The sequence below is a fragment of the Paraburkholderia sp. FW306-02-B genome, from assembly GCF_058782725.1.
In genome coordinates this window covers 1,197,140-1,215,527 of the sequence record NZ_JBYSXZ010000001.1, presented here as the reverse complement: position 1 = coordinate 1,215,527, position 18,388 = coordinate 1,197,140, and the positions used below count along the sequence as shown (strand labels likewise).

Sequence of the window (18,388 nt, the reverse complement as noted above, 5' to 3'; positions counted from 1 at the left end):
GTGCTGATGCCCGCCGCAGACACGGTCGACAGGCTCGTCACGTTATCGGTGAGCGAGCTGAGATTGCTGTTCGTCGTGGTCAGGCCCGTCGACAGCGAACTGACGTTGCTGTTGGTCGTATTCAGGCCGGTCGACAATGAACCCACGTCCGCCGCTTCCTGCGTCGATAGCGTACCGAGGTTGCTGTTCGTCGTGTTCAGGCTCGTCGACAGTGAGCTCACGCCACTCACCGCGGCACTGATCCCGGTTGAGGCCGAGGTCGACAGGCTCGTCACATTACTGTTGGTGGTGGCCAGGCTTGTCGACAACGAACCCACGTCGGTCACTTCCTGCGTCGACAGCGAACCGAGGTTGCTGTTGGTCGTGTTCAGGCCCGTCGAGAGCGAACTGACATTGCTGTTGGTCGTCGTCAGGCTCGTCGACAGCGCACCCACGTCCGTCGACTCCTGCGTCGACAGCGAACCCAGGTTGCTGTTCGTCGCAGTCAGGCTCGTCGAGAGTGAGCTCACGCCGCTCACCGTCGCGCTGATACCCGTCGAGGCGGAAGTCGACAGGCTCGTCACGTTATTGTTGGTCGTGCTCAGGCTTGTCGACAGCGCACCCACGTCTGTCGACTCCTGCGTCGACAGCGAACCGAGGTTGCTGTTCGTTGTGGTCAAGCCCGAGGACAGTGAGCTGACATTGGTGTTCGTCGTATTCAGGCTCGTCGACAGCGAGGTCACGCCGCTTTGAGCGGTGCTGATGCCCGCCGCAGACACGGTCGACAGGCTCGTCACGTTGTCGGTGAGCGAGCTGAGATTGCTGTTCGTCGTGCTGAGGTTGCTGTTCGTCGTGCTGAGGTTGCTGTTCGTCGTGCTGAGGTTGCTGTTCGTCGTGGTCAGGCTAGTCGAGAGTGAGCTCACGCCGCTCTGTGCCGTGCTGATACCCGTCGAGGCCGACGTCGACAGGCTCGTCACGTTATCGGTGAGCGAGCTGACATTGCTGTTGGTCGTCGTCAGGCCCGTCGACAGCGAACTGACGTTGCTGTTGGTCGTATTCAGGCCGGTCGACAATGAACCCACGTCGGTCGCTTCCTGCGTCGACAGCGAACCGAGGTTGCTGTTCGTTGTGGTCAAGCCCGAGGACAGTGAGCTGACATTGGTGTTCGTCGTATTCAGGCTCGTCGACAGCGAGGTCACGCCGCTTTGAGCGGTGCTGATGCCCGCCGCAGACACGGTCGACAGGCTCGTCACGTTGTCGGTGAGCGAGCTGAGATTGCTGTTCGTCGTGCTGAGGTTGCTGTTCGTCGTGGTCAGGCCCGAGGACAGTGAGCTGACATTGGTGTTGGTCATGTCTAAGCTGCTGGACAGCGAACCGAGGTTGCTGTTGGTCGTGGTCAGGCCCGTCGAGAGCGAACTAACATTGCTGTTCGTCGTGGTCAAGCCCGTCGAGAGCGAATTCACGCCGCTCACCGCCGCGCTGATGCCCGTCGAGGCCGAAGTCGAAAGGCTCGTCACGTTATTGTTGGTCGTGCTCAAGCCCGTCGACAGTGAGTTCACGCCGCTCACCGCGGCGCTGATCCCGGTCGAGGCCGACGTCGACAGGCTCGTCACATTGCTGTTCGTCGTGTTCAAGCCCGTCGACAACGAACTGACATTGCTGTTGGTCGTGGTCAGGCTCGTCGAGAGCGCACCCACATCCGTCGACTCCTGCGTCGACAGCGAACCGAGCTTGCTGTTCGTTGTGGTCAGGCCCGAGGACAGTGAGCTGACATTGGTGTTCGTCGTATTCAGGCTCGTCGACAGCGAGGTCACGCCGCTCTGTGCGGTGCTGATGCCCGCCGCGGACACGGTCGACAGGCTCGTCACGTTACTGTTGGTCGTGTTCAAGCTCGTCGACAGCGAGTTCACGCCGCTTTGTGCTGTGCTGATGCCCGCCGCGGCCGAACTCGACAGGCTCGTCACGTTACTGTTCGTCGTGCTGAGGTTGCTGTTCGTCGCGGTCAGGCTCGTGGACAGCGAGCTCACGCCGCTTTGTGCCGTGCTAATGCCCGCCGCGGCCGAACTCGACAGGCTCGTCACGTTACTGTTGGTCGTGTTCAAGCTCGTCGACAGCGAGCTCACGCCGCTTTGCGCTGTGCTGATGCCCGCCGCGGCCGAGCTCGACAGGCTCGTCACGTTACTGTTCGTCGTATTCAGGCTCGTCGACAGCGAGCTCACGCCGCTCTGTGCCGTGCTGATGCCCGCCGCCGCCGAGGTCGACAAGCTCGTCACGTTACTGTTCGTCGTACTGAGGCTCGTGCTCACCGAATAAAGCTGACCGCCGTTGACCGCATCCGTCGAGCCCGATGCCACGTTCCCATTCGCCACATTGATGATCTTGCGCTCGTTGCCTGACGATCCCACCGACACCGAGTTCGCCTGCGCCTGGGTCACTACCGAGTTCGCTCCCAGCGCAACGGAGTTCAACCCCGTGGCCGTCGCCATATAGCCAATCGCCGTGGTGTTAGTGATGTTCAGGGGACTCCCGCTGCTGCCCGCCCCTGCGGACACGCCCACCGCCACATTCCCACTTCCATTCACGTACTGCCCAGCGTTCGCTCCGATTGCCGAGTTGTTGCTGCCACTTACATATGCGCCCGCATTGAATCCATATTCCGTGTTGTCGTTGCCCGAGACCCAGGCGTTTGTGCCGCTCCCAGCCCCGTAGAACGTGTCTTCATTTCCTGTGGCCGAGGAGTACCCCGAATTGGTGCCGCAAACAGAGTTGGTACCGCCGCAAGCATGATCCGCCGCCCATACCAACTGCGGCAAAGTCATACAGGTGCCGGCCGCCAACGCTGCAGCAGCCACGGCCCGCACCCGCCGCACAGCCCGGGTTCGCCCGCCCGACTTCCCCTGTCCCGCCACGCTCTCCCCGACAACAACCATCTGATTCAGTCTGCGGCTGAAAATGCACTTATAGATCTTGTTCACGACTTCCCCCGTTCTCTATCATCGCTAGTTCATCGAAAGCGCTTGCAGGCAGGTTCCCCAGTCGGAACGCCTCTGTTGTCTGTACGTCACCACATCTGGATACCACGAGGTATCCGAATACCACCGCCAATCAGCATGTTTTTGCAGCAATACACGCGTCCTCAGACCCAGCGCACCGGCAAGATTGGCGCTCGACGTGCACACCGATACGACTTCATCCATGCACTGCATCGCAGCCGCAGTCCGGCTGAAGTCGGTTAAAAAGAAGGAAAGATCGGTAACAGGCAAATCCGGCACGCCTGCTACAGCCGCACGATGTTCTGCGGGCATCAGCGAATAGAAGCGCACGCCGCTAATGTCTTTGAGATACGCGTTCAGCAGGTCGGACGGCACACTGCGCGCACGCCGGTTCGACGCCGTTGAGACGGGATTGGCAGACCACACAATTCCGATATGCCGACACCCATCGCCTGATCGTGACGGCGCGACTAGCTTCCGAGCAGCGGTCTGATCTTCGGGTGCAGGCTTCAGATAAATCGCCGGTGCAGGCTTCTCCACCCACAACGGTAAGTGGCCGATCGGGCTGTGCCATATACGTGAGGACTGTTTAACGATCTCACGAAGATCAGGCTCTTGCGTGACCATCCCCCCCAACACGTACGCTGACTGAAAGCTCGCGCGGAAAAGCCGCACCAGAGCGGGCCGACACACCACCACCACCCGCATTCCCGCCGAACGTGCCCGCGCCAGCAGCGAAGGCAGAAACGCCGCAAACAGGATCTCGTCACCGGCGCCCTGTTCGCCGGAAACGATCAACGTCGAGCCGGCTTCGAACTGCCCGCCCCATGCTGGATACGGAAAATTCATACCCTTGAGGCTGATCCTCTCTCCTGCATCGAAACGCTTCGCATAATGTGGCCAGGCATCGTCGAACCGGCCCCTTCCTAGCAGAAAATGCGAGTATTCCCAGTGCGTGAGCGGATCGTCGCCTTCGGCGATTTGCATCTCAAACAGGGCCTGCGCACGTTCATCCAATCCCAAATAGGCGCAGCACACAGCCATCCGGTGTGCAGCCTTGTCGCGCAATCTGCCCTCGAGGCGAACCAGCCGATCAAAGCATTCGAGCGCCTTTTCGAAATGCTCCCGGAGTCGGAGAAGCTCGCCGTAGTTCCACAACGAATTGGTAAAATCCGGATCCATTTCCAGGCAGGCGCGATACTCATACATCGCGAGTTCTTCCTCTCCGGACTCCTGCAAAGCAACGGCCAAGTTATAGCGAATCTGCGGATCATGAGGTGCGAGCACTGCCGCCCGCTTGAGCTCATCGAGCGCCTCGCGTCGTTGGCCGGCTTTGTTCAATGCCACGCCCAGAAGCAGACGCGCGAAGCCACTGCCCGGATCAGCGGATACGGCCTGCCGCGCGCACGCTGCGCTTTGCTCGAAGTCCCCGCCATTCAACAGTCGGCACGCCCGCTGCGAAAGCGTGGCAGCGCTCGTCGGGATTCCCGGTCGGAAGTCCCCTGGCGCTCCCGGAAGCGGTTCGCTATGAGTTGTAATCGAATTCATTTTTGGTTTGCATCAAGATATGTGACGACTGCTCGCGTGCGAATTTGACTCAAATCAATGTCGCTGACATAGCCTGCGAACACATACAATTTAGCTATTCAGGATTGCGTGATATCGACCACTGCGTTTGCCGCCGCCCCCTTCCAAACGTCCCCCACCTCATCCGCGCTGTCACTGCCATGTGACAGTCCAAGCAGGCGTTGTCGTTTCGGAATGACTGCGACGACGCGATGCTGGCGTCATGCCGGTCCTCAGCAGAGGTCTCGGCTCTCACCCAAAGGCATTGCAACGTCGCGCAGCGCCGCTCCCGATTGCAGGCTGTAAGGCGTCGCACATGACGCGAGAGACTAGGTGACAAGGACCATACAGAGCACGCGCTTCGTATTTCCGTTTCCCGTCCTCGTGGAAATGCGAATGCAACGTTGAAAACGTTGCCGATCTGATGGCGCGTTTCACACAGAGCGTCATCGAACGGGTTCGTTGCGCCTATGGTCGAACGGAACGACAAGCCGATGGCAGGGCCGCCCGGACGGCGGTCGAAGTGTGTTGGCATGGTTTTCCCCGATTCGCGTATTGCTTTTCTGCTGCTTGTGCCTGCTGTATTGAATTTGCTTGACGCAGCGACTTAATGGTCTACGGCATGCTCACGCAAATAGCGGGCCACCCTTGATTTCACCAAGGCCGGTATTTGAGACGGAGGCGCTGCGAATGTTTCAAAGGTCCGGATCGTCAAAAAACGTTTCAATCCTGTGACTCGTTTGAGCGAAAACGGCGGTGACAAAGTGGCCGACTCGGGTGCTTAAATGAAGCGGATTGACTTGCGCAGAGGGCCTGAAAAGGGTTTTAGTGCGTAGCATGGACACGAGCGACGCGAATGTTGCAAAACCAAGAATGTCTACGGCCGCGAACGTTGATCCCCTGATGCGGCCCGGTGATTGCAATCCAGGAGCGATTCATGAAGGTCAGCCAAATTCTGAAGCGCCAAACTGCGTCTCGCTCTGATCCCCGACAGCCAGGATAGATGGCCAAATAGGCGCTAGCCAATTAACATCGGATTTCGACGTTATTGGCTATCTGGTTTTGGACTGGCCAATTGGCGTGTACTCATCCTGGCTACCGTCACATGAAAGTCGCTCGCCTATATCTGCGCGTTAGCACTGATGAACAGGACCTCACTCGCCAGGCCGACATCGAGCAGAGCACGCGGGCGGCTGGCTACTATATTGCCGGGGTTTACCGCGAGAAAGCCTCAGGTGCTCGCATCGACAGCGAAACGCCGGGGCACTTTGACGCAGTTCAACCGCGGCGAAGGTCGCCATAGCGTCGCGCGCGCCGTCTTCCACGGCAAGCGCGGTGAGCTGCGTCAGAATTACCGTGAGGGTCAGGAAGACCAGTTAGGGGCACTCGCCTGATGCTCAATATGATCGTGTTGTGGAATACGATCTATATCGAGGCCGCCTTGAACCAGTTACGGACGGAAGGCTATGCGATAAGGGACGCGGACGCAGCGCGACTGTCACCGCTGATGCACGAGCACATCAACATGCTCGGGCGGTGTTCGTTCTCGGTGCCGGATGCAGTGGCCAAGGGCGAACTACGGTCCTTACGTGATCCGGCAGACAGCGACTCATGAAAATGCTTAACCCGGTTTTCCGTTCCACTGCGCCTCAAACCCATCTCACAAACCAATCTCGAAAGAGGGCCTTCGAATAGCCTTAATGAGCTAACCAGAGAAATTTTTCCAGACGGCGAAGGTATTGGCGGATCACCACGCCTGCCTCGAGGCGAAGGAACTGGCCGGCTCCGTCCTGTCGCAAGTGCGTCATTTAAACGGACAGGCGCCCACGCATCAAGCTGCCGCCGTTGTCCACCTGAACCCGCGCAAAACCGCGCGCCGGGCAAAAAAAAATGCGCTGCCGAAGCAGCGCATTTTTCAATCACGAGCGTCAACGCGACGCTTAGTCAAACTCAACTCGCAAACTCAACTCGCGAGTTCATCCCGCACGCGCGAGCAACAACGCGTTAGTCCGCTTCACGAAGCTCGCCGGATCTTCCAGCGCGCCGCCTTCGGCGAGCAGGGCCTGATCGAACAGCAGATGGCACCAGTCGTCGAAGTTCGCGCTGTCCGCATGCAAGCCCTTCACCAGCGCGTGCTCCGGATTCACTTCGAGAATCGGATGGAACGACGGCGCTTGCTGACCCGCGGCCTTCAGCATACGTTGCAGATAACCGCTCATTTCGCCGTCGTCGGCGACGAGGCAGGACGGCGAATCAGTCAGGCGGAACGTCAGGCGCACGTCCTTCGCCTTGTCCTTCAGCGCTTCCTTCATCTTGTCGACGAGCGGCTTGAACGCTTCGCCGACCTTTTCCTGCGCCTGTTTTTCTTCGTCGTTCAACGCACCCAGATCGAGATCGCCGCGCGCGACGCTTTGCAACGGCTTGCCGTCGAATTCGTTCAGGAACGACAGCATCCATTCATCGACGCGATCGGTCAGCAACAGCACTTCCACGCCCTTCTTGCGGAACACTTCAAGATGCGGACTGTGGGTCGCGGCCTGCCAGGTGTCGGCCGTCACGTAGTAGATCTTGCTCTGCTCGGGCTTCATCCGTGCGACGTAATCGGCGAGCGAAACGGTTTGCTCGGGCGAATCCGTATGCGTCGACGCAAAGCGCACCAGCTTGGCGACGCGCTCGCGATTGGCGAAATCCTCGCCGATGCCTTCCTTCAGCACCTGGCCGAATTCCTTCCAGAAACCGGCGTACTTTTCCTTGTCGGCGTCGTTCTCGGAGTTGGCCAATTCTTCCAGCATCGACAGCGAACGCTTGGTCACGCCTTCGCGGATCGCCTTCACGTCGCGGCTTTCCTGCAGGATTTCACGCGATACGTTCAGCGGCAGATCGCTCGAATCGACCACGCCCTTCACGAAGCGCAGATATGCGGGCAGCAGTTGCTCGGCGTCGTCCATGATGAACACGCGCTTCACGTACAGCTTCAGGCCGCCACGATGATCGCGATTCCACATGTCGAACGGCGCGTGGGTGGGCACATACAGCAGTTGCGTGTACTCGCTGCGGCCTTCGACGCGGTTATGCGTCCACCTCAGCGGGTCCTGATGATCGTGCGCGAGATGCTGGTAGAACTGCTTGTACTGATCTTCGGTGATGTCGTTCTTCGAACGGGTCCACAGCGCGCTGGCCTGGTTGACGGTCTCGTCCTCGTCCTTCGTGACCATCTCGCTCTTTTCCGCGTCCCACTCTTCCTTCTGCATCAGGATCGGCAGCGCGACATGATCCGAATACTTCTGGATGATCGACTTCAGACGATGCAACGACAGCAGGTCGTCTTCATCGGCGCGCAGATGCAGCGTGATCGTCGTGCCGCGTTGGGCGCGCTCGATCGTCTCCACGGCAAAATCGCCCTCGCCCGCGCTTTCCCAGCGCACGCCTTCGGACGCCGGCAAACCGGCACGGCGCGTTTCGACCGTAATGCGATCGGCGACGATGAAGCCCGAGTAGAAGCCCACGCCGAACTGGCCGATCAGCGCCGCATCTTTCTGCTGGTCGCCGGAGAGTTTGCCGAAAAACTCCTTGGTGCCCGAACGCGCGATCGTGCCGAGATGCGAGATCGTCTCGTCGCGGCTCATGCCGATGCCGTTGTCGTCGATGATGACGGTGCGCGCGGCCTTGTCGTACGACACGCGAATCCGCAGATTCGGATCGTTTTCGTACAGCGCGCTATTTTCGATCGCTTCGAAGCGCAGCTTGTCGGCCGCGTCGGACGCGTTCGAAATCAGCTCGCGCAGAAAGATTTCCTTGTTGCTGTACAGCGAATGGATCATCAGGTGCAGAAGCTGTTTCACTTCTGCCTGAAAGCTCATGGTTTCTTGTGCCATGGTCGGACTTCCTCTCTGTTGCGAATGGGGTTCAAGTCAGGCGTGACGCTGGACGGCTGGCGGGCCGCGCCCGCCGGAGCGCCGGAGCGCCGGAGCGCCGGAGCGCCGGAGCGCCGGATTGTCCGCCTAGCTGGGGACGATCCGGCGCAGTTTCAAGAGGCGCGCCGCGCGACGCTGTCGAGATAGCGGCACAGGAACGCCGACAGCTCCGGATCGCCGCAGTTGGCGATATTGAAGCGCATCCACGTGGTCGGCGATTGGTGCGGCGAAAAGAGGCTCCCAGGCGTCAGCAGAAAGCCGTCTTCATGGCCGGCGGCCGCCAGCGCGTCCGCGTCGACGCCGGTGTCGGCCCACAGGAACATGCCCGCCGTAGGCGTCAAAAACAGCTTCATGCCGGTCTTCTCGATCATCCGCACGGACTTTTCTCGTACGCCGTCCAGCCGCGCGCGCAGCCGCTCGACATGTCGACGGTAATGGCCTTCGGTGAGAATCTTGTAGAGCACGCGCTCGTTCAGTTCCGGGCTCGTCATGCCGACCAGCATTTTCTGATCGCTGACGGCCGTGGCCACTTCCGGCGCGCAGGCGATGAAACCCACCCGCAGATTGGGCGCGAGCGTCTTCGAAAAGCTGCCGAGGTAGATCACGCGCTTCAACTGGTCGAGGCTCGCGAGGCGCGTGCCCGGATAGCTCGGCGGACACAGATCGCCGTAAATGTCGTCTTCGACCACGATGAAGTCGTAGGCTTCGGCAAGTCGCAGGATGCGGAACGCCTGCGCGGCCGTGAGCGAGGTGCCGGTGGGGTTCTGCAGCACCGAATTGATCACCAGCATTTTCGGCCGCCACGTCTGCACCAGCGATTCGAGCGCGTCGAGGTCGGGACCGTCCGGCGTATACGGCATGCCGACCAGCCGTGCGCCTTGCGACGCAAAGCGTCCGAACATCTGAAACCAGGCCGGATCGCCGACGATCACCGCATCGCCCGGCTTGACGTAAATGCGCGAAATCAGGTCGATCGCCTGGGTAATGCCGGAGACCATCACGATCTGCTCGGGCGACGCGCCGATTTCCAGCTCCTCCAGCCGCGTCTGCAACTGCTGGCGCAGCGGCAAAAAACCCAGCGGCGTGCCGATCCCGAGCATCTGCGCGCCGCTTTGCCGGCCAAGCGTGCGCAGCGCGTTGGTGATCAGATCGCCGTCGAGCCAGCGGCCCGGCAGGTAGCCCAGCCCCGGACTGCGCTCGGGGCGCGCGCCCGTATGCAGCATATTGCGCAGCAACCAGACGACGTCGATCGTGGCCGGCGCGGGCGCGGCTTCGGCGATCGCGTGGACCTCGCCCGAGGCTGCGCCGCCGAGCCGCTCGCGCACATAGAAGCCCGAGCCGCGCCGCGACTCCAGGTAGCCTTGCGCCACCAGCCGTTCATACGCTTCGACCACCGTGAAGCGCGACACGCCCTTGTCGAGCGCCAGCTTGCGGATCGACGGCATGCGCATGCCCGGGCGGAACACCCGCTCCTCGATGCGGCGGCGCGCCCACTGGACAAGCTGTTCGACCAGCGTCAGCGACGCCGTATCGTGCGGGGCGGGAATCTGGGCAAGCGGGACGGACATAACGGGCTCCAACTGTACCGAACAGTATCGAATTGATTGTACCGTTACTGTGCCGGTCGCCGCCGCTACATTTGAGACACGCAGCGGATCATGGAGGCGCCCGACACGGCGCCGAGCCACGAATTGAAGATACCGGCGCAATCCTCGCCGCGGCCGGCCTCGCCTGCCGATCCGGCGAACGGTTATGCTTACGACCCCGGCCACGTCGCCGCCACACTCGGCGCACGCTCCGGTTCACCGCAGAAACCGTTTCTTCGATCCGCCATGACCGCTCATTTGCTTCGTCTCGATCACCTCGTGATTTCCGCCCGTACCCTCGACGAGGGCACGCAGTACGTCGCCGACACGCTCGGCGTCGCACCGGCCGGCGGCGGCGCGCATCCGCTGATGCGCACGCACAACCGCCTGCTGAACCTGTGGGACGGCGTGTATCTGGAGGTGATCGCGATCGATCCGCAGGCCGTCGCGCCGGCGGACGGCGGCGCGACGCGCGCACGGCTGTTCGCCCTCGACGACCCGGCGACCCAAGCGCGGCTCGAAAAAGGGCCGTATCTGTCGCATTGGGTCGCACGCGTCGAACGGCCGAAACGCCTCGCGACGTGGCAAACGCAGTATCCGCAGCGCATCGCGCCGATCGTGCCGATGACGCGCGGCGATTTCACGTGGAGCCTGTCCGTGCCCGACGACGGTGCATTTCCCGCCTGGCAAGGCGCGGGCGACGGCGTACTGCCGTCGCTGATTCAGTGGGACACGCCGCGGCATCCGTCGGCGGTATTGCCGGAGACGGGCCTGGCGCTGAAAACGCTGAAAGCTGTCCATCCGCAGGCTGACGCGATAGCGGCGCAATTGCAGTGGCTGGGCGCGGCGCACCTGATTGCGCTGGAGCCGACGGAAGGCGCAGCGGCGCTCACCGCCGAGTTTGAAACGCCCGACGGTCTACGGACCCTTAAATAAGCAGCGCGCGCGGGTCGCCGACTCGCGCGATAATGGAAGTTTTGACCGGTTCCAGACACACCAGACGAGGAGACCATGGACCAAAGCGACTTGAAAGCCCCCACGTGGCAACTGTCCGAACGCGCGCGCAAGCTCACGAGCTCCGCGATCCGCGAGATCCTGAAGGTCACGGAGCGGCCGGAAGTCATTTCATTCGCGGGCGGTTTGCCGTCGCCGGCCACCTTCCCCGCCGAGCGCATGCGCGAAGCGTCCGACCGCATTCTGCGCGACGCGCCCGCTGCGGCGTTGCAATACAGCGCGACCGAAGGCTATCTGCCGCTGCGTGAATGGATTGCACAGCGCTATTCGGTGAACGGCGCGCAGATTCGCCCCACCCAGGTGCTGATCACGACCGGCTCGCAACAGGCGCTCGACCTCCTCGGCAAAGTGCTGGTGTGCCCGGACAGCCCGGTGCTGGTCGAAACCCCGACCTACCTCGGCGCACTGCAATCGTTCTCGATGTACGAGCCGCGCTATGTGCAAGTGCCGACCGACGAGCAAGGCCTGATTCCCGAAGCGCTCACGCCCGAGCTGACCGCCGGCGCGCGCCTGTTGTATGCACAGCCGAATTTTCAGAATCCGACTGGCCGCCGCCTGCCGGTCGAACGCCGCCGCGCTCTCGCCGCGTTTGCGAAGACCGCACCGTTCCCGGTGATCGAGGACGATCCGTACGGCGCACTCGACTACGCGGGCGAACCGCTGCCCACCATGCTGTCGATGTCGCCGGATCACATCGTCCACCTGGGCTCGTTCTCGAAGGTGCTGGCGCCGGGCCTGCGGGTCGGCTACATCATTGCGCCCGAAGAACTGATTTTCAAGCTCGTGCAGGCCAAGCAGGCCACCGATCTGCACACGCCGAGCTTCACGCAGCGCATCGTGTATGAAGTGGTCAAGGACGGTTTCCTCGACACGCACGTGCCGACCATCCGCGCGCTGTATCGCGATCAATGCGCGGCGATGCTTGCCTCGCTCGAACGCTATATGCCCGAAGGCGTGAGCTGGAACCGTCCGGAAGGCGGCATGTTCGTGTGGGTGAATCTGCCCGCGCAGATCGACAGCATGAAGCTGCTCGAAGAGGCCGTCGCGCAGAATGTCGCGTTCGTGCCGGGCGGTCCGTTCTTCGCGGACGAAGCGCAGCACAATACACTGCGTCTGTCGTTCGTCACGGTGCCGCCGGCCAGGATCGACGAAGGCGTAGCGCGTCTCGCGGCGCTGATTCGAGCGAAGGTTTAAGCGGCCTTCGCCCGTCCCGCCCCCGTCACCGAATTTTCACTACCGACCAAGGACACGATATGGCTCAAACGAATGTTTACGACAAGCTCAAGGAACTGGGCATCGAACTGCCGGGCGCGGGCGCTCCGGCCGCCGCTTATGTGATGAGCGCGCAAAGCGGCAACACGGTGTACCTGTCCGGCCACATCGCGAAGAAGGACGGCAAGGTGTGGGCCGGCAAGCTCGGCGCCACGCTCACCACCGAAGAAGGCAAGGCGGCCGCGCGTTCGATCGCGATCGACCTGCTCGCCACCCTGCACGCGCATGTGGGCGATCTGAATCGCGTCACGCGCATCGTCAAGCTGATGAGCCTCGTCAACTCGACGCTCGAGTTCACCGAGCAGCATCTGGTGACCAACGGCGCGTCCGAACTGATCGCCGATGTGTTCGGCGAGCGTGGCAAGCATGCGCGCTCGGCGTTCGGCGTGGCGCAGATTCCGCTCGGCGCATGCGTCGAGATCGAGATGATTGCCGAAGTCGAATAAGACGGGCTGCCGGCCTGGCCGGCACACGTTGTACTAAACGCGTCGCGAGGTGTCGATCACTCGCGGCGCGTTTCGCATTTGTGGCAAGGTAGATCGATCTCTCACCACCGGATAGAATCCGCCAACCACGCCAACCTGCTGGATTCGCCGGACCCGCCGATGCTCGCCAACACTGTTCGTTTTAAACAAGTCGACGTGTTCACGTCGGTGCCGTTCAAGGGCAATCCGCTCGCGGTCGTGTTCGATGCCGACGCGCTCGATGCGAATCAGATGCAGGCCATCGCGCACTGGACCAATCTCTCCGAAACAACCTTCCTGCTGAAGCCGACCGATCCGGCCGCCGACTATCGCGTGCGCATCTTCACGACGCAGGGCGAATTACCGTTCGCCAGCCATCCGACGCTCGGCACCGCGCATGCGCTGCTCGAAAGCGGCTACCAGCCGAAGCAGGCCGGCAGGCTGGTGCAGCAATGCGGCGTGGGTCTCGTCGAACTGGCCAGGCTGAGCGGCGAGGCCGATCAGGATGCGCCGGCATGGGCATTCGCTGCGCCGCCCGCCAGGGCACCGCGCTGGGTCGCGCAGGCAACGTCTCGGTGCGCTACGACGATGCAGCCGGCAAAACGTGGATCGGCGGCCCCTCGGTGACGATCGTCGACGGCACATTCAGGTTGCCGTGACCGGCGCGTGGCATGCTGGCGCATCCTTTGCAGGCGGTGACTCACCGATGCGGCAAGCGGCACATCGCCCTTTCCAGCCACGCCCCGCCACAAATTGCCGCATTGCCCCGCATTGCCTCCAATTAATGCGCTATGCATGACAAGAGACCTGTCAGAGGCCTGGCACACCTGAACACCGATTCCCGATGAAACCCTCGAAAACGTCCGTCCCACCTCTGCCCCACGGCCGACCGCGCGGCCTGCGAATCGAGCTGGCCAGCATGCCTGCCCGCGCCCGCGTATACCCGATGCGCGGACCCTTCCTTAATCCAGTGGCATTAAGTAATATCGAAACGTACCCAACGATCTGCGGATGGTCAGGCACGACGCCACGCTCCCTTCCCCTGCGCAGCAGTACCGGCACCTTGGTCACCATGCAGCCACTCATGAAATCAGCGCAGTCAATGCTCGCGCAGTTGCAGCCGGCCAGCACCAGGGCACGGGCCGCCAGATGAGCCAATACCGCTTCTCCGACCAGCGCGAAGCCAAACCTCGCCGCGACCCCGCCGTGTCGCGCCGCCGCTCTTTGCTCGCGATTCCCGCGCTTGGCGTGCTGGTGCTGATCCTGCTTTGGACCGTGATCTTCGCGCGACTATCGGTCGAGAAAGAAGCCACTTACCGTGAGGCGATGGCCTCTGCTGCGATTCTCTCCGCGGCGTTAGAGCAGCACACGGTCAAGGCGATTCACCAGGTCGATCAGATTACCCGCTTCGTCAAATACGAGTTCGAGAAAACCCCGAATCATTTCGATCTCGCCAGCACGGTGGAAAAAGGCGTGGTGCAGAGCGAGACACTGGTGCAGGTGTCGCTGATCGACGAGCACGGCACGCTGATCGCCAACACGGCCGAGCTGAACCCCAAGCGTATCGATCTGTCCGACCGTGAGCACTTCAAGGTCCACGAACACGAAAACGACGATCAGCTGTTTATCAGCAAGCCAGTGCTCGGCCGTGTGTCCGGCCACTGGACGCTGCAGATGACGCGGCGTCTGAATCATCCGGACGGCTCGTTCGCGGGCGTCGTGGTGGTCTCCGAAGACCCCAGCTATTTCACCAGCGACTTCTACAACAACGCGGCAATCGGCCGCGAAGGCGTGATCGCGGTGATCTCGGACAGCGGCGGCGTGCTCGCACGGCGTACCGGCAGCGCCGAAAACGCCAACGGCGCGTTCTCGGCAAGCGGCTCGTATCCGACCTCCGAGCATGTGTCGGGCACCTATGTCGATTCGATCGACAACGTCACGCGTATCGTGTCGTACCGGCATATCGACGGCTATCCACTCGGCGTGCTGGTCGGCCTGTCGCAAGCCGAGGAGTTCGCCGACTACAACCACACACGCAACGTCTATCTGCTGATGGCGGGCTTCATCTCGCTGGCGATGCTGAGTTTCTTCGCCGTCGCGACCGGCTTGATCGGCAAGCTGCTCGGCCGCGAACGCGAGATGACGCATCTGGTCGAATACGATCTGCTGACCGGCTTGCGCAATCGCTACGCGACCTTGCAGAGCCTGCGGCACGACGTGGCGCAGCCGGCCAATCTCGGACGCCTCGCGATTCTCTTCATCGACCTCGACAACTTCAAGACCGTCAACGACACGCTCGGCCACAACGCTGGCGACATCGTGCTGCAAATGACGGCGTCGCGCCTCGCCGCCGCAGTCAACGACGGCGGCGCGTTGAGCCGGATCGGCGGCGACGAGTTCGTCGTCGTGATCAAGGGCGACGACGTCGAGAAGCGCGCCGTGGCGCTCGCCGAAGCTGCGGCGGAAGCGTTCGACAAGCCTTTCGAAGTACGCGGCAGTTCGTTCGTGCTGCACGCGAGCATCGGCATCGCGCTCTATTCGGTGGCCAACGAGAGCGAGATCGACCTACTGAAAAAAGCCGACCTCGCGATGTACAGCGCGAAAGACGCGGGCAAGAACTGCTACCAGTTCTATTCGCCGCAACTGTCGCATCGCGCGGATCATTTGATGAAGTGGGAACAGCAATTGCGCGTCGCGCTCGCCGAAGGGCAGCTGTTCCTCGCCTATCAGCCCAAGATCGATCTGACGCGCCGCTGCATTACCGGTTTCGAAGCGCTGGTGCGCTGGAATCATCCGCAGCATGGCTTGATTCCGGCCAACGAATTCATTCCGGTCGCCGAATCGACCGGCCTGATCGTGCCGATCGGCGATTTCGTGATCGAGACCGCCTGCCGTCAGCTGGCGCTGTGGCAGCAGCAGGGATACGACACGCTGTCGCTGGCGGTGAACATCTCGGCGGTGCAGTTCTGGCGCGGCGACCTGTATGAAACCGTCTCGCACGCGATCGAGGAAACCGGCATTTCCGCCCGCCGCCTCGAGCTCGAAATCACCGAGACGGCGATGATGGAGTATCCCGAACTCGTCTCGGAGAAGATCTTCGCGTTGAAGCGCCTCGGCGTGCGTATCGCGCTCGACGATTTCGGCACCGGCTATTCGTCGCTGTCGTATCTGAATCGCTTCTCGGTCGATACGCTGAAGGTGGATCGTTCTTTCGTCCAGGCGATTCCGGGCGATCGCAGCGTCTGCGTGATGGTCACCGCGATCGTCAATCTGGCGCGCTCGCTCGGACTCACGGTGGTGGTCGAAGGCACCGAGACCGAAGAGCAGATTGCCTGGCTGGCCGCGCTCGGTCATATCGAGGCGCAGGGTTTCCTGTTCTCGCGTCCGGTTCCAGTGGACGCCATTCCGGCGTTGCTCGAACGCTTCGGCGTGTGCGGCATCGTGGAGCGCCACGCTACGCATGAAATCGACAGCACCAGCAGCGTGCCCAGCACAAGCACGAACAGCTGACCCAGACTCGGTTGCGGCCGGATAAACGCCTGGCACGAACGGTTACAAGCCGCTCATGTTAGGCGCACCACCACAAAACCGGCTACATTCACTCTGTACTGCGACACAGCGCGATGCCGGCACACCGGCCGCACCGACGCCGACATAACAATGACCCCAGAGGGTGGGCGCGTGCCGGGCGCCCGCAGCGCCATGCAGACAATCACGAGCCAGGATGCCGCCAGACGAGGGAAACGGGAACCGCTATGGACGCTGTTCCGGGTCGTGTTCGGTCTGTCGGCGCTGTCGTGGGGTGGTCTCGCGCTCATGGCCCAGCTCGAGAACCACTACGTCGAACGTGAAGGCCGGCTCTCACGAGTGGCATTTTCCGATCTGATCGCGCTCGCCTGGATGGTGCCCGGGCCGGTCGGCTGCAATGTCGCCGTGCAAGTTGGACATGCGTTGCGTGGACGCGCCGGTGCCTGGGTGGCGGGCGTCGCGAGCGTGCTGCCCTTCTTCATGCTGATGACGCTGTTCGCGATCTTCTACCGCACGCCGGTCATGCGCGCCGCCGCTTCGCAGACCTTGCTCAATCACTTCAGCGTGGTGCTGGCCACGCTGATCGCGATCACCTGGTATAAACAGATGCGCGCGCTGGTGCGCGGCAAGCTCGAATGGACCGCGGCGGCGCTCGGCTGCGTAGCGCTCTTCTACGCGCGCAGTCCTGCCGCCTATGTGGTGATGCTCGGCGCGGCGTTCGGCGCCGGCTGGCTGGTTAGCCCGGCTCGCAATACGCGCATTGTCGTGTCGATCGCGCGCGGCGACTGGCAATTGCTGGCCGCTCTGTGCATGTTGCTGGTGTTGTTTGCGTTGCCGCTGCCGAATCGCTATGAACTGGCGCTGCTGTGGCCGCGTCTGGCGGGCGCGGGCATGACGCTGTTCGGCGGCGGCTTCTCGGCATTGCCGGTGCTCAAGACGCTGTTCGTCACGCCGGCGATCGGCGTGTCGGATAACGAATTTACGCTGGCGTTTTCGCTATCGCCGTTGTCGCCCGGACCGCTGCTGAATGTGGTGCCGTTCTTCGGCTACCTGGTGGATGGTTGGCCGGGCGCGCTGATTGCCACGCTCGCGCTATTTGTGCCGTCGGGTTGTCTCGTGGTGCTGGCGCAGCGCCATCTGCATCAGTTGAAGGCCAATCCGCGTTTCGAGCATGGCATGCGGATCTTGCGCGCGGTGACGACCGCATTTCTCGTGGTAGCCGTGCTGCGCATTGCGGCTCATGTGCCGCTCAAACCGGAGTATCTGTTGACCGCGCTGTTCTCCGGCATGTGCTTTGCGAAGCTCAAGCTGCCGGTGTACGTGGTGTACGGAACAGTCGCCGCGGCGTGCGGGCTGTGGCTTGCCTACGGCGCCATACCGTAGGCTTTGCCGGCCCGCGCTTCACAACCGTGGCTTCACAAAGCCGGGGCCTTATAAGGCGGGCTTCAGAACCCGCGCGACAGCACCGCAACACCGATCGTCACGACACCCAGCACGATATTGACGAGCACCAGACGGCGGATCGTGCCGACCGCCTGCGCGCCATCCGGCCATTTCTGCGCCTGCACCGCACGGCGAATGCGCGGGAACACAGCGAAGCGGATATGTCCGAAGATCAGCATCATCACGATGCCGAGGCCGGCCATCGCATGCAACGGCCACATGGCGTGACCGCCGCCGAATTGCATCAGCAGAAAACCGCCGGTGAGCAGAATCACCAGCACGGCCGCGGCGACCCAATTGAAGAAGCGGCTGAACACCGACTCCCACAGCGGCAAGCGCAGTTGCGGTGAAAGATCGGCAATCGCCGGACGCAAACAGAAATGCGCGAACACCATTCCGCCGACCCATACGGCGACGGCAAGCAAATGCAGAAAGAGCGCGAGTTCGATAGCTTTGTTCATGTTGTTTTCCTCTCCCGACGACGCCACGCCGCTTATTACGAATGATATTAGCAGCGGCTATTGAGCGCGTTCGACCGCGCACTGTACACGCAGTTCCATGCACCGGCGGCTTTCCTGACAATCTTTGTAGTTGTTGTTGCAGCGCGCCCGCTTCCGCGACGGCGCTAC

General features: G+C 62.0%; 13 protein-coding genes and 3 pseudogenes. 11 read left to right on the top strand and 5 right to left on the bottom strand.

Features of this window, described 5'->3' with window-relative positions; all coding sequences use genetic code 11:
- Window positions 1-6 precede the first annotated feature (6 nt).
- From AC3WOG_RS05315 to AC3WOG_RS05305, 3 genes are read left to right on the top strand one after another with little or no spacing between them, the layout of a single operon-like run.
- Window positions 7-732: a hypothetical protein gene (locus AC3WOG_RS05315; RefSeq protein ID WP_492579858.1), complete on the top strand. Its 726-nt coding sequence runs from the start codon at window positions 7-9 to the stop codon at window positions 730-732.
- A gap of 9 nt (window positions 733-741) precedes the next feature.
- Window positions 742-1,188 (top strand): hypothetical protein, encoded by a 447-nt coding sequence (locus AC3WOG_RS05310; protein ID WP_492579857.1) that lies wholly within the window; start codon window positions 742-744, stop codon window positions 1,186-1,188.
- A gap of 9 nt (window positions 1,189-1,197) precedes the next feature.
- A complete protein-coding gene (locus AC3WOG_RS05305; protein ID WP_492579856.1) occupies window positions 1,198-2,292 on the top strand; it encodes a hypothetical protein in 1,095 nt (364 codons plus the stop codon).
- 530 nt (window positions 2,293-2,822) lie between these two features.
- Here AC3WOG_RS05305 and AC3WOG_RS05300 read toward each other — a convergent pair.
- Window positions 2,823-2,954, bottom strand: a pseudogene (locus tag AC3WOG_RS05300) (ESPR domain-containing protein); the annotation flags it as partial.
- Window positions 2,955-2,978: 24 nt separating this feature from the next.
- Window positions 2,979-4,520, bottom strand: a complete 1,542-nt coding sequence (locus tag AC3WOG_RS05295; RefSeq protein ID WP_492577018.1) for a tetratricopeptide repeat protein — start codon at window positions 4,518-4,520, stop codon at window positions 2,979-2,981.
- A 1,123-nt stretch (window positions 4,521-5,643) separates the two neighbouring features.
- Between AC3WOG_RS05295 and AC3WOG_RS05290 the strand changes: the two genes are divergently transcribed.
- Entirely contained in the window at window positions 5,644-5,841 is a 198-nt protein-coding gene (locus tag AC3WOG_RS05290) for a recombinase family protein (RefSeq protein ID WP_492577017.1), read from the top strand.
- Window positions 5,789-6,153: pseudogene (locus AC3WOG_RS05285) on the top strand (Tn3 family transposase); the annotation flags it as partial. The gene AC3WOG_RS05290 and the pseudogene AC3WOG_RS05285, both read left to right, overlap by 53 nt.
- Window positions 6,154-6,514: 361 nt before the next feature.
- Here the strand turns inward: AC3WOG_RS05285 and htpG are convergent.
- Window positions 6,515-8,413, bottom strand: coding sequence for a molecular chaperone HtpG (gene htpG / locus AC3WOG_RS05280; protein WP_492577016.1), 1,899 nt, complete (start codon window positions 8,411-8,413; stop codon window positions 6,515-6,517).
- 152 nt (window positions 8,414-8,565) lie between these two features.
- Window positions 8,566-10,020, bottom strand: a complete 1,455-nt coding sequence (locus AC3WOG_RS05275) for an aminotransferase-like domain-containing protein (RefSeq protein WP_492577015.1) — start codon at window positions 10,018-10,020, stop codon at window positions 8,566-8,568.
- Between the two features lie 264 nt (window positions 10,021-10,284).
- On the opposite strand from AC3WOG_RS05275, the gene AC3WOG_RS05270 reads away from it, so the two are divergent.
- The 6 genes and pseudogenes from AC3WOG_RS05270 to AC3WOG_RS05245 all read left to right on the top strand — a co-directional run bounded on the left by AC3WOG_RS05270 (window position 10,285) and on the right by AC3WOG_RS05245 (window position 17,699).
- Window positions 10,285-10,974 (top strand): VOC family protein, encoded by a 690-nt coding sequence (locus tag AC3WOG_RS05270; RefSeq protein WP_492579723.1) that lies wholly within the window; start codon window positions 10,285-10,287, stop codon window positions 10,972-10,974.
- A gap of 75 nt (window positions 10,975-11,049) precedes the next feature.
- Window positions 11,050-12,246, top strand: a complete 1,197-nt coding sequence (locus AC3WOG_RS05265) for an aminotransferase-like domain-containing protein (protein ID WP_492577014.1) — start codon at window positions 11,050-11,052, stop codon at window positions 12,244-12,246.
- A 59-nt stretch (window positions 12,247-12,305) separates the two neighbouring features.
- Window positions 12,306-12,770 carry a RidA family protein gene (locus tag AC3WOG_RS05260; RefSeq protein ID WP_492577013.1) on the top strand — a complete coding sequence of 155 codons (465 nt, stop codon included), beginning with the start codon at window positions 12,306-12,308 and terminating at the stop codon, window positions 12,768-12,770.
- Between the two features lie 159 nt (window positions 12,771-12,929).
- Window positions 12,930-13,331, top strand: a pseudogene (locus AC3WOG_RS05255) (PhzF family phenazine biosynthesis protein); the annotation flags it as partial.
- Window positions 13,332-13,937: 606 nt separating this feature from the next.
- The gene (locus AC3WOG_RS05250; RefSeq protein ID WP_492579722.1) at window positions 13,938-16,298 is read left to right on the top strand and encodes a bifunctional diguanylate cyclase/phosphodiesterase; all 2,361 of its coding nucleotides are present in this window, start codon (window positions 13,938-13,940) and stop codon (window positions 16,296-16,298) included.
- A gap of 192 nt (window positions 16,299-16,490) precedes the next feature.
- Window positions 16,491-17,699 (top strand): chromate transporter, encoded by a 1,209-nt coding sequence (locus AC3WOG_RS05245; RefSeq protein WP_492579721.1) that lies wholly within the window; start codon window positions 16,491-16,493, stop codon window positions 17,697-17,699.
- A gap of 62 nt (window positions 17,700-17,761) precedes the next feature.
- Here the strand turns inward: AC3WOG_RS05245 and AC3WOG_RS05240 are convergent, their stop codons facing one another.
- On the bottom strand, window positions 17,762-18,220 hold the full coding sequence (locus AC3WOG_RS05240) for a CopD family protein (RefSeq protein ID WP_492577012.1): 459 nt from the start codon (window positions 18,218-18,220) through the stop codon (window positions 17,762-17,764).
- Window positions 18,221-18,388: the final 168 nt, after the last annotated feature.

Excerpts from the sequence above, each read along its gene's own strand:
- AC3WOG_RS05275 (WP_492577015.1), bottom strand. The coding sequence starts at position 10,020 with ATGTCCGTCCCGCTTGCCCAGATTCCCGCCCCGCACGATACGGCGTCG.
- AC3WOG_RS05250 (WP_492579722.1), top strand. The coding sequence starts at position 13,938 with ATGAGCCAATACCGCTTCTCCGACCAGCGCGAAGCCAAACCTCGCCGC.
- AC3WOG_RS05265 (WP_492577014.1), top strand. The coding sequence starts at position 11,050 with ATGGACCAAAGCGACTTGAAAGCCCCCACGTGGCAACTGTCCGAACGC.
- AC3WOG_RS05245 (WP_492579721.1), top strand. The coding sequence starts at position 16,491 with ATGCAGACAATCACGAGCCAGGATGCCGCCAGACGAGGGAAACGGGAA.
- AC3WOG_RS05310 (WP_492579857.1), top strand. The coding sequence starts at position 742 with ATGCCCGCCGCAGACACGGTCGACAGGCTCGTCACGTTGTCGGTGAGC.
- AC3WOG_RS05260 (WP_492577013.1), top strand. The coding sequence starts at position 12,306 with ATGGCTCAAACGAATGTTTACGACAAGCTCAAGGAACTGGGCATCGAA.
- AC3WOG_RS05295 (WP_492577018.1), bottom strand. The coding sequence starts at position 4,520 with ATGAATTCGATTACAACTCATAGCGAACCGCTTCCGGGAGCGCCAGGG.
- htpG (WP_492577016.1), bottom strand. The coding sequence starts at position 8,413 with ATGGCACAAGAAACCATGAGCTTTCAGGCAGAAGTGAAACAGCTTCTG.
- AC3WOG_RS05315 (WP_492579858.1), top strand. The coding sequence starts at position 7 with ATGCCCGCCGCAGACACGGTCGACAGGCTCGTCACGTTATCGGTGAGC.
- AC3WOG_RS05305 (WP_492579856.1), top strand. The coding sequence starts at position 1,198 with ATGCCCGCCGCAGACACGGTCGACAGGCTCGTCACGTTGTCGGTGAGC.
- AC3WOG_RS05270 (WP_492579723.1), top strand. The coding sequence starts at position 10,285 with ATGACCGCTCATTTGCTTCGTCTCGATCACCTCGTGATTTCCGCCCGT.
- AC3WOG_RS05290 (WP_492577017.1), top strand. The coding sequence starts at position 5,644 with ATGAAAGTCGCTCGCCTATATCTGCGCGTTAGCACTGATGAACAGGAC.
- AC3WOG_RS05240 (WP_492577012.1), bottom strand. The coding sequence starts at position 18,220 with ATGAACAAAGCTATCGAACTCGCGCTCTTTCTGCATTTGCTTGCCGTC.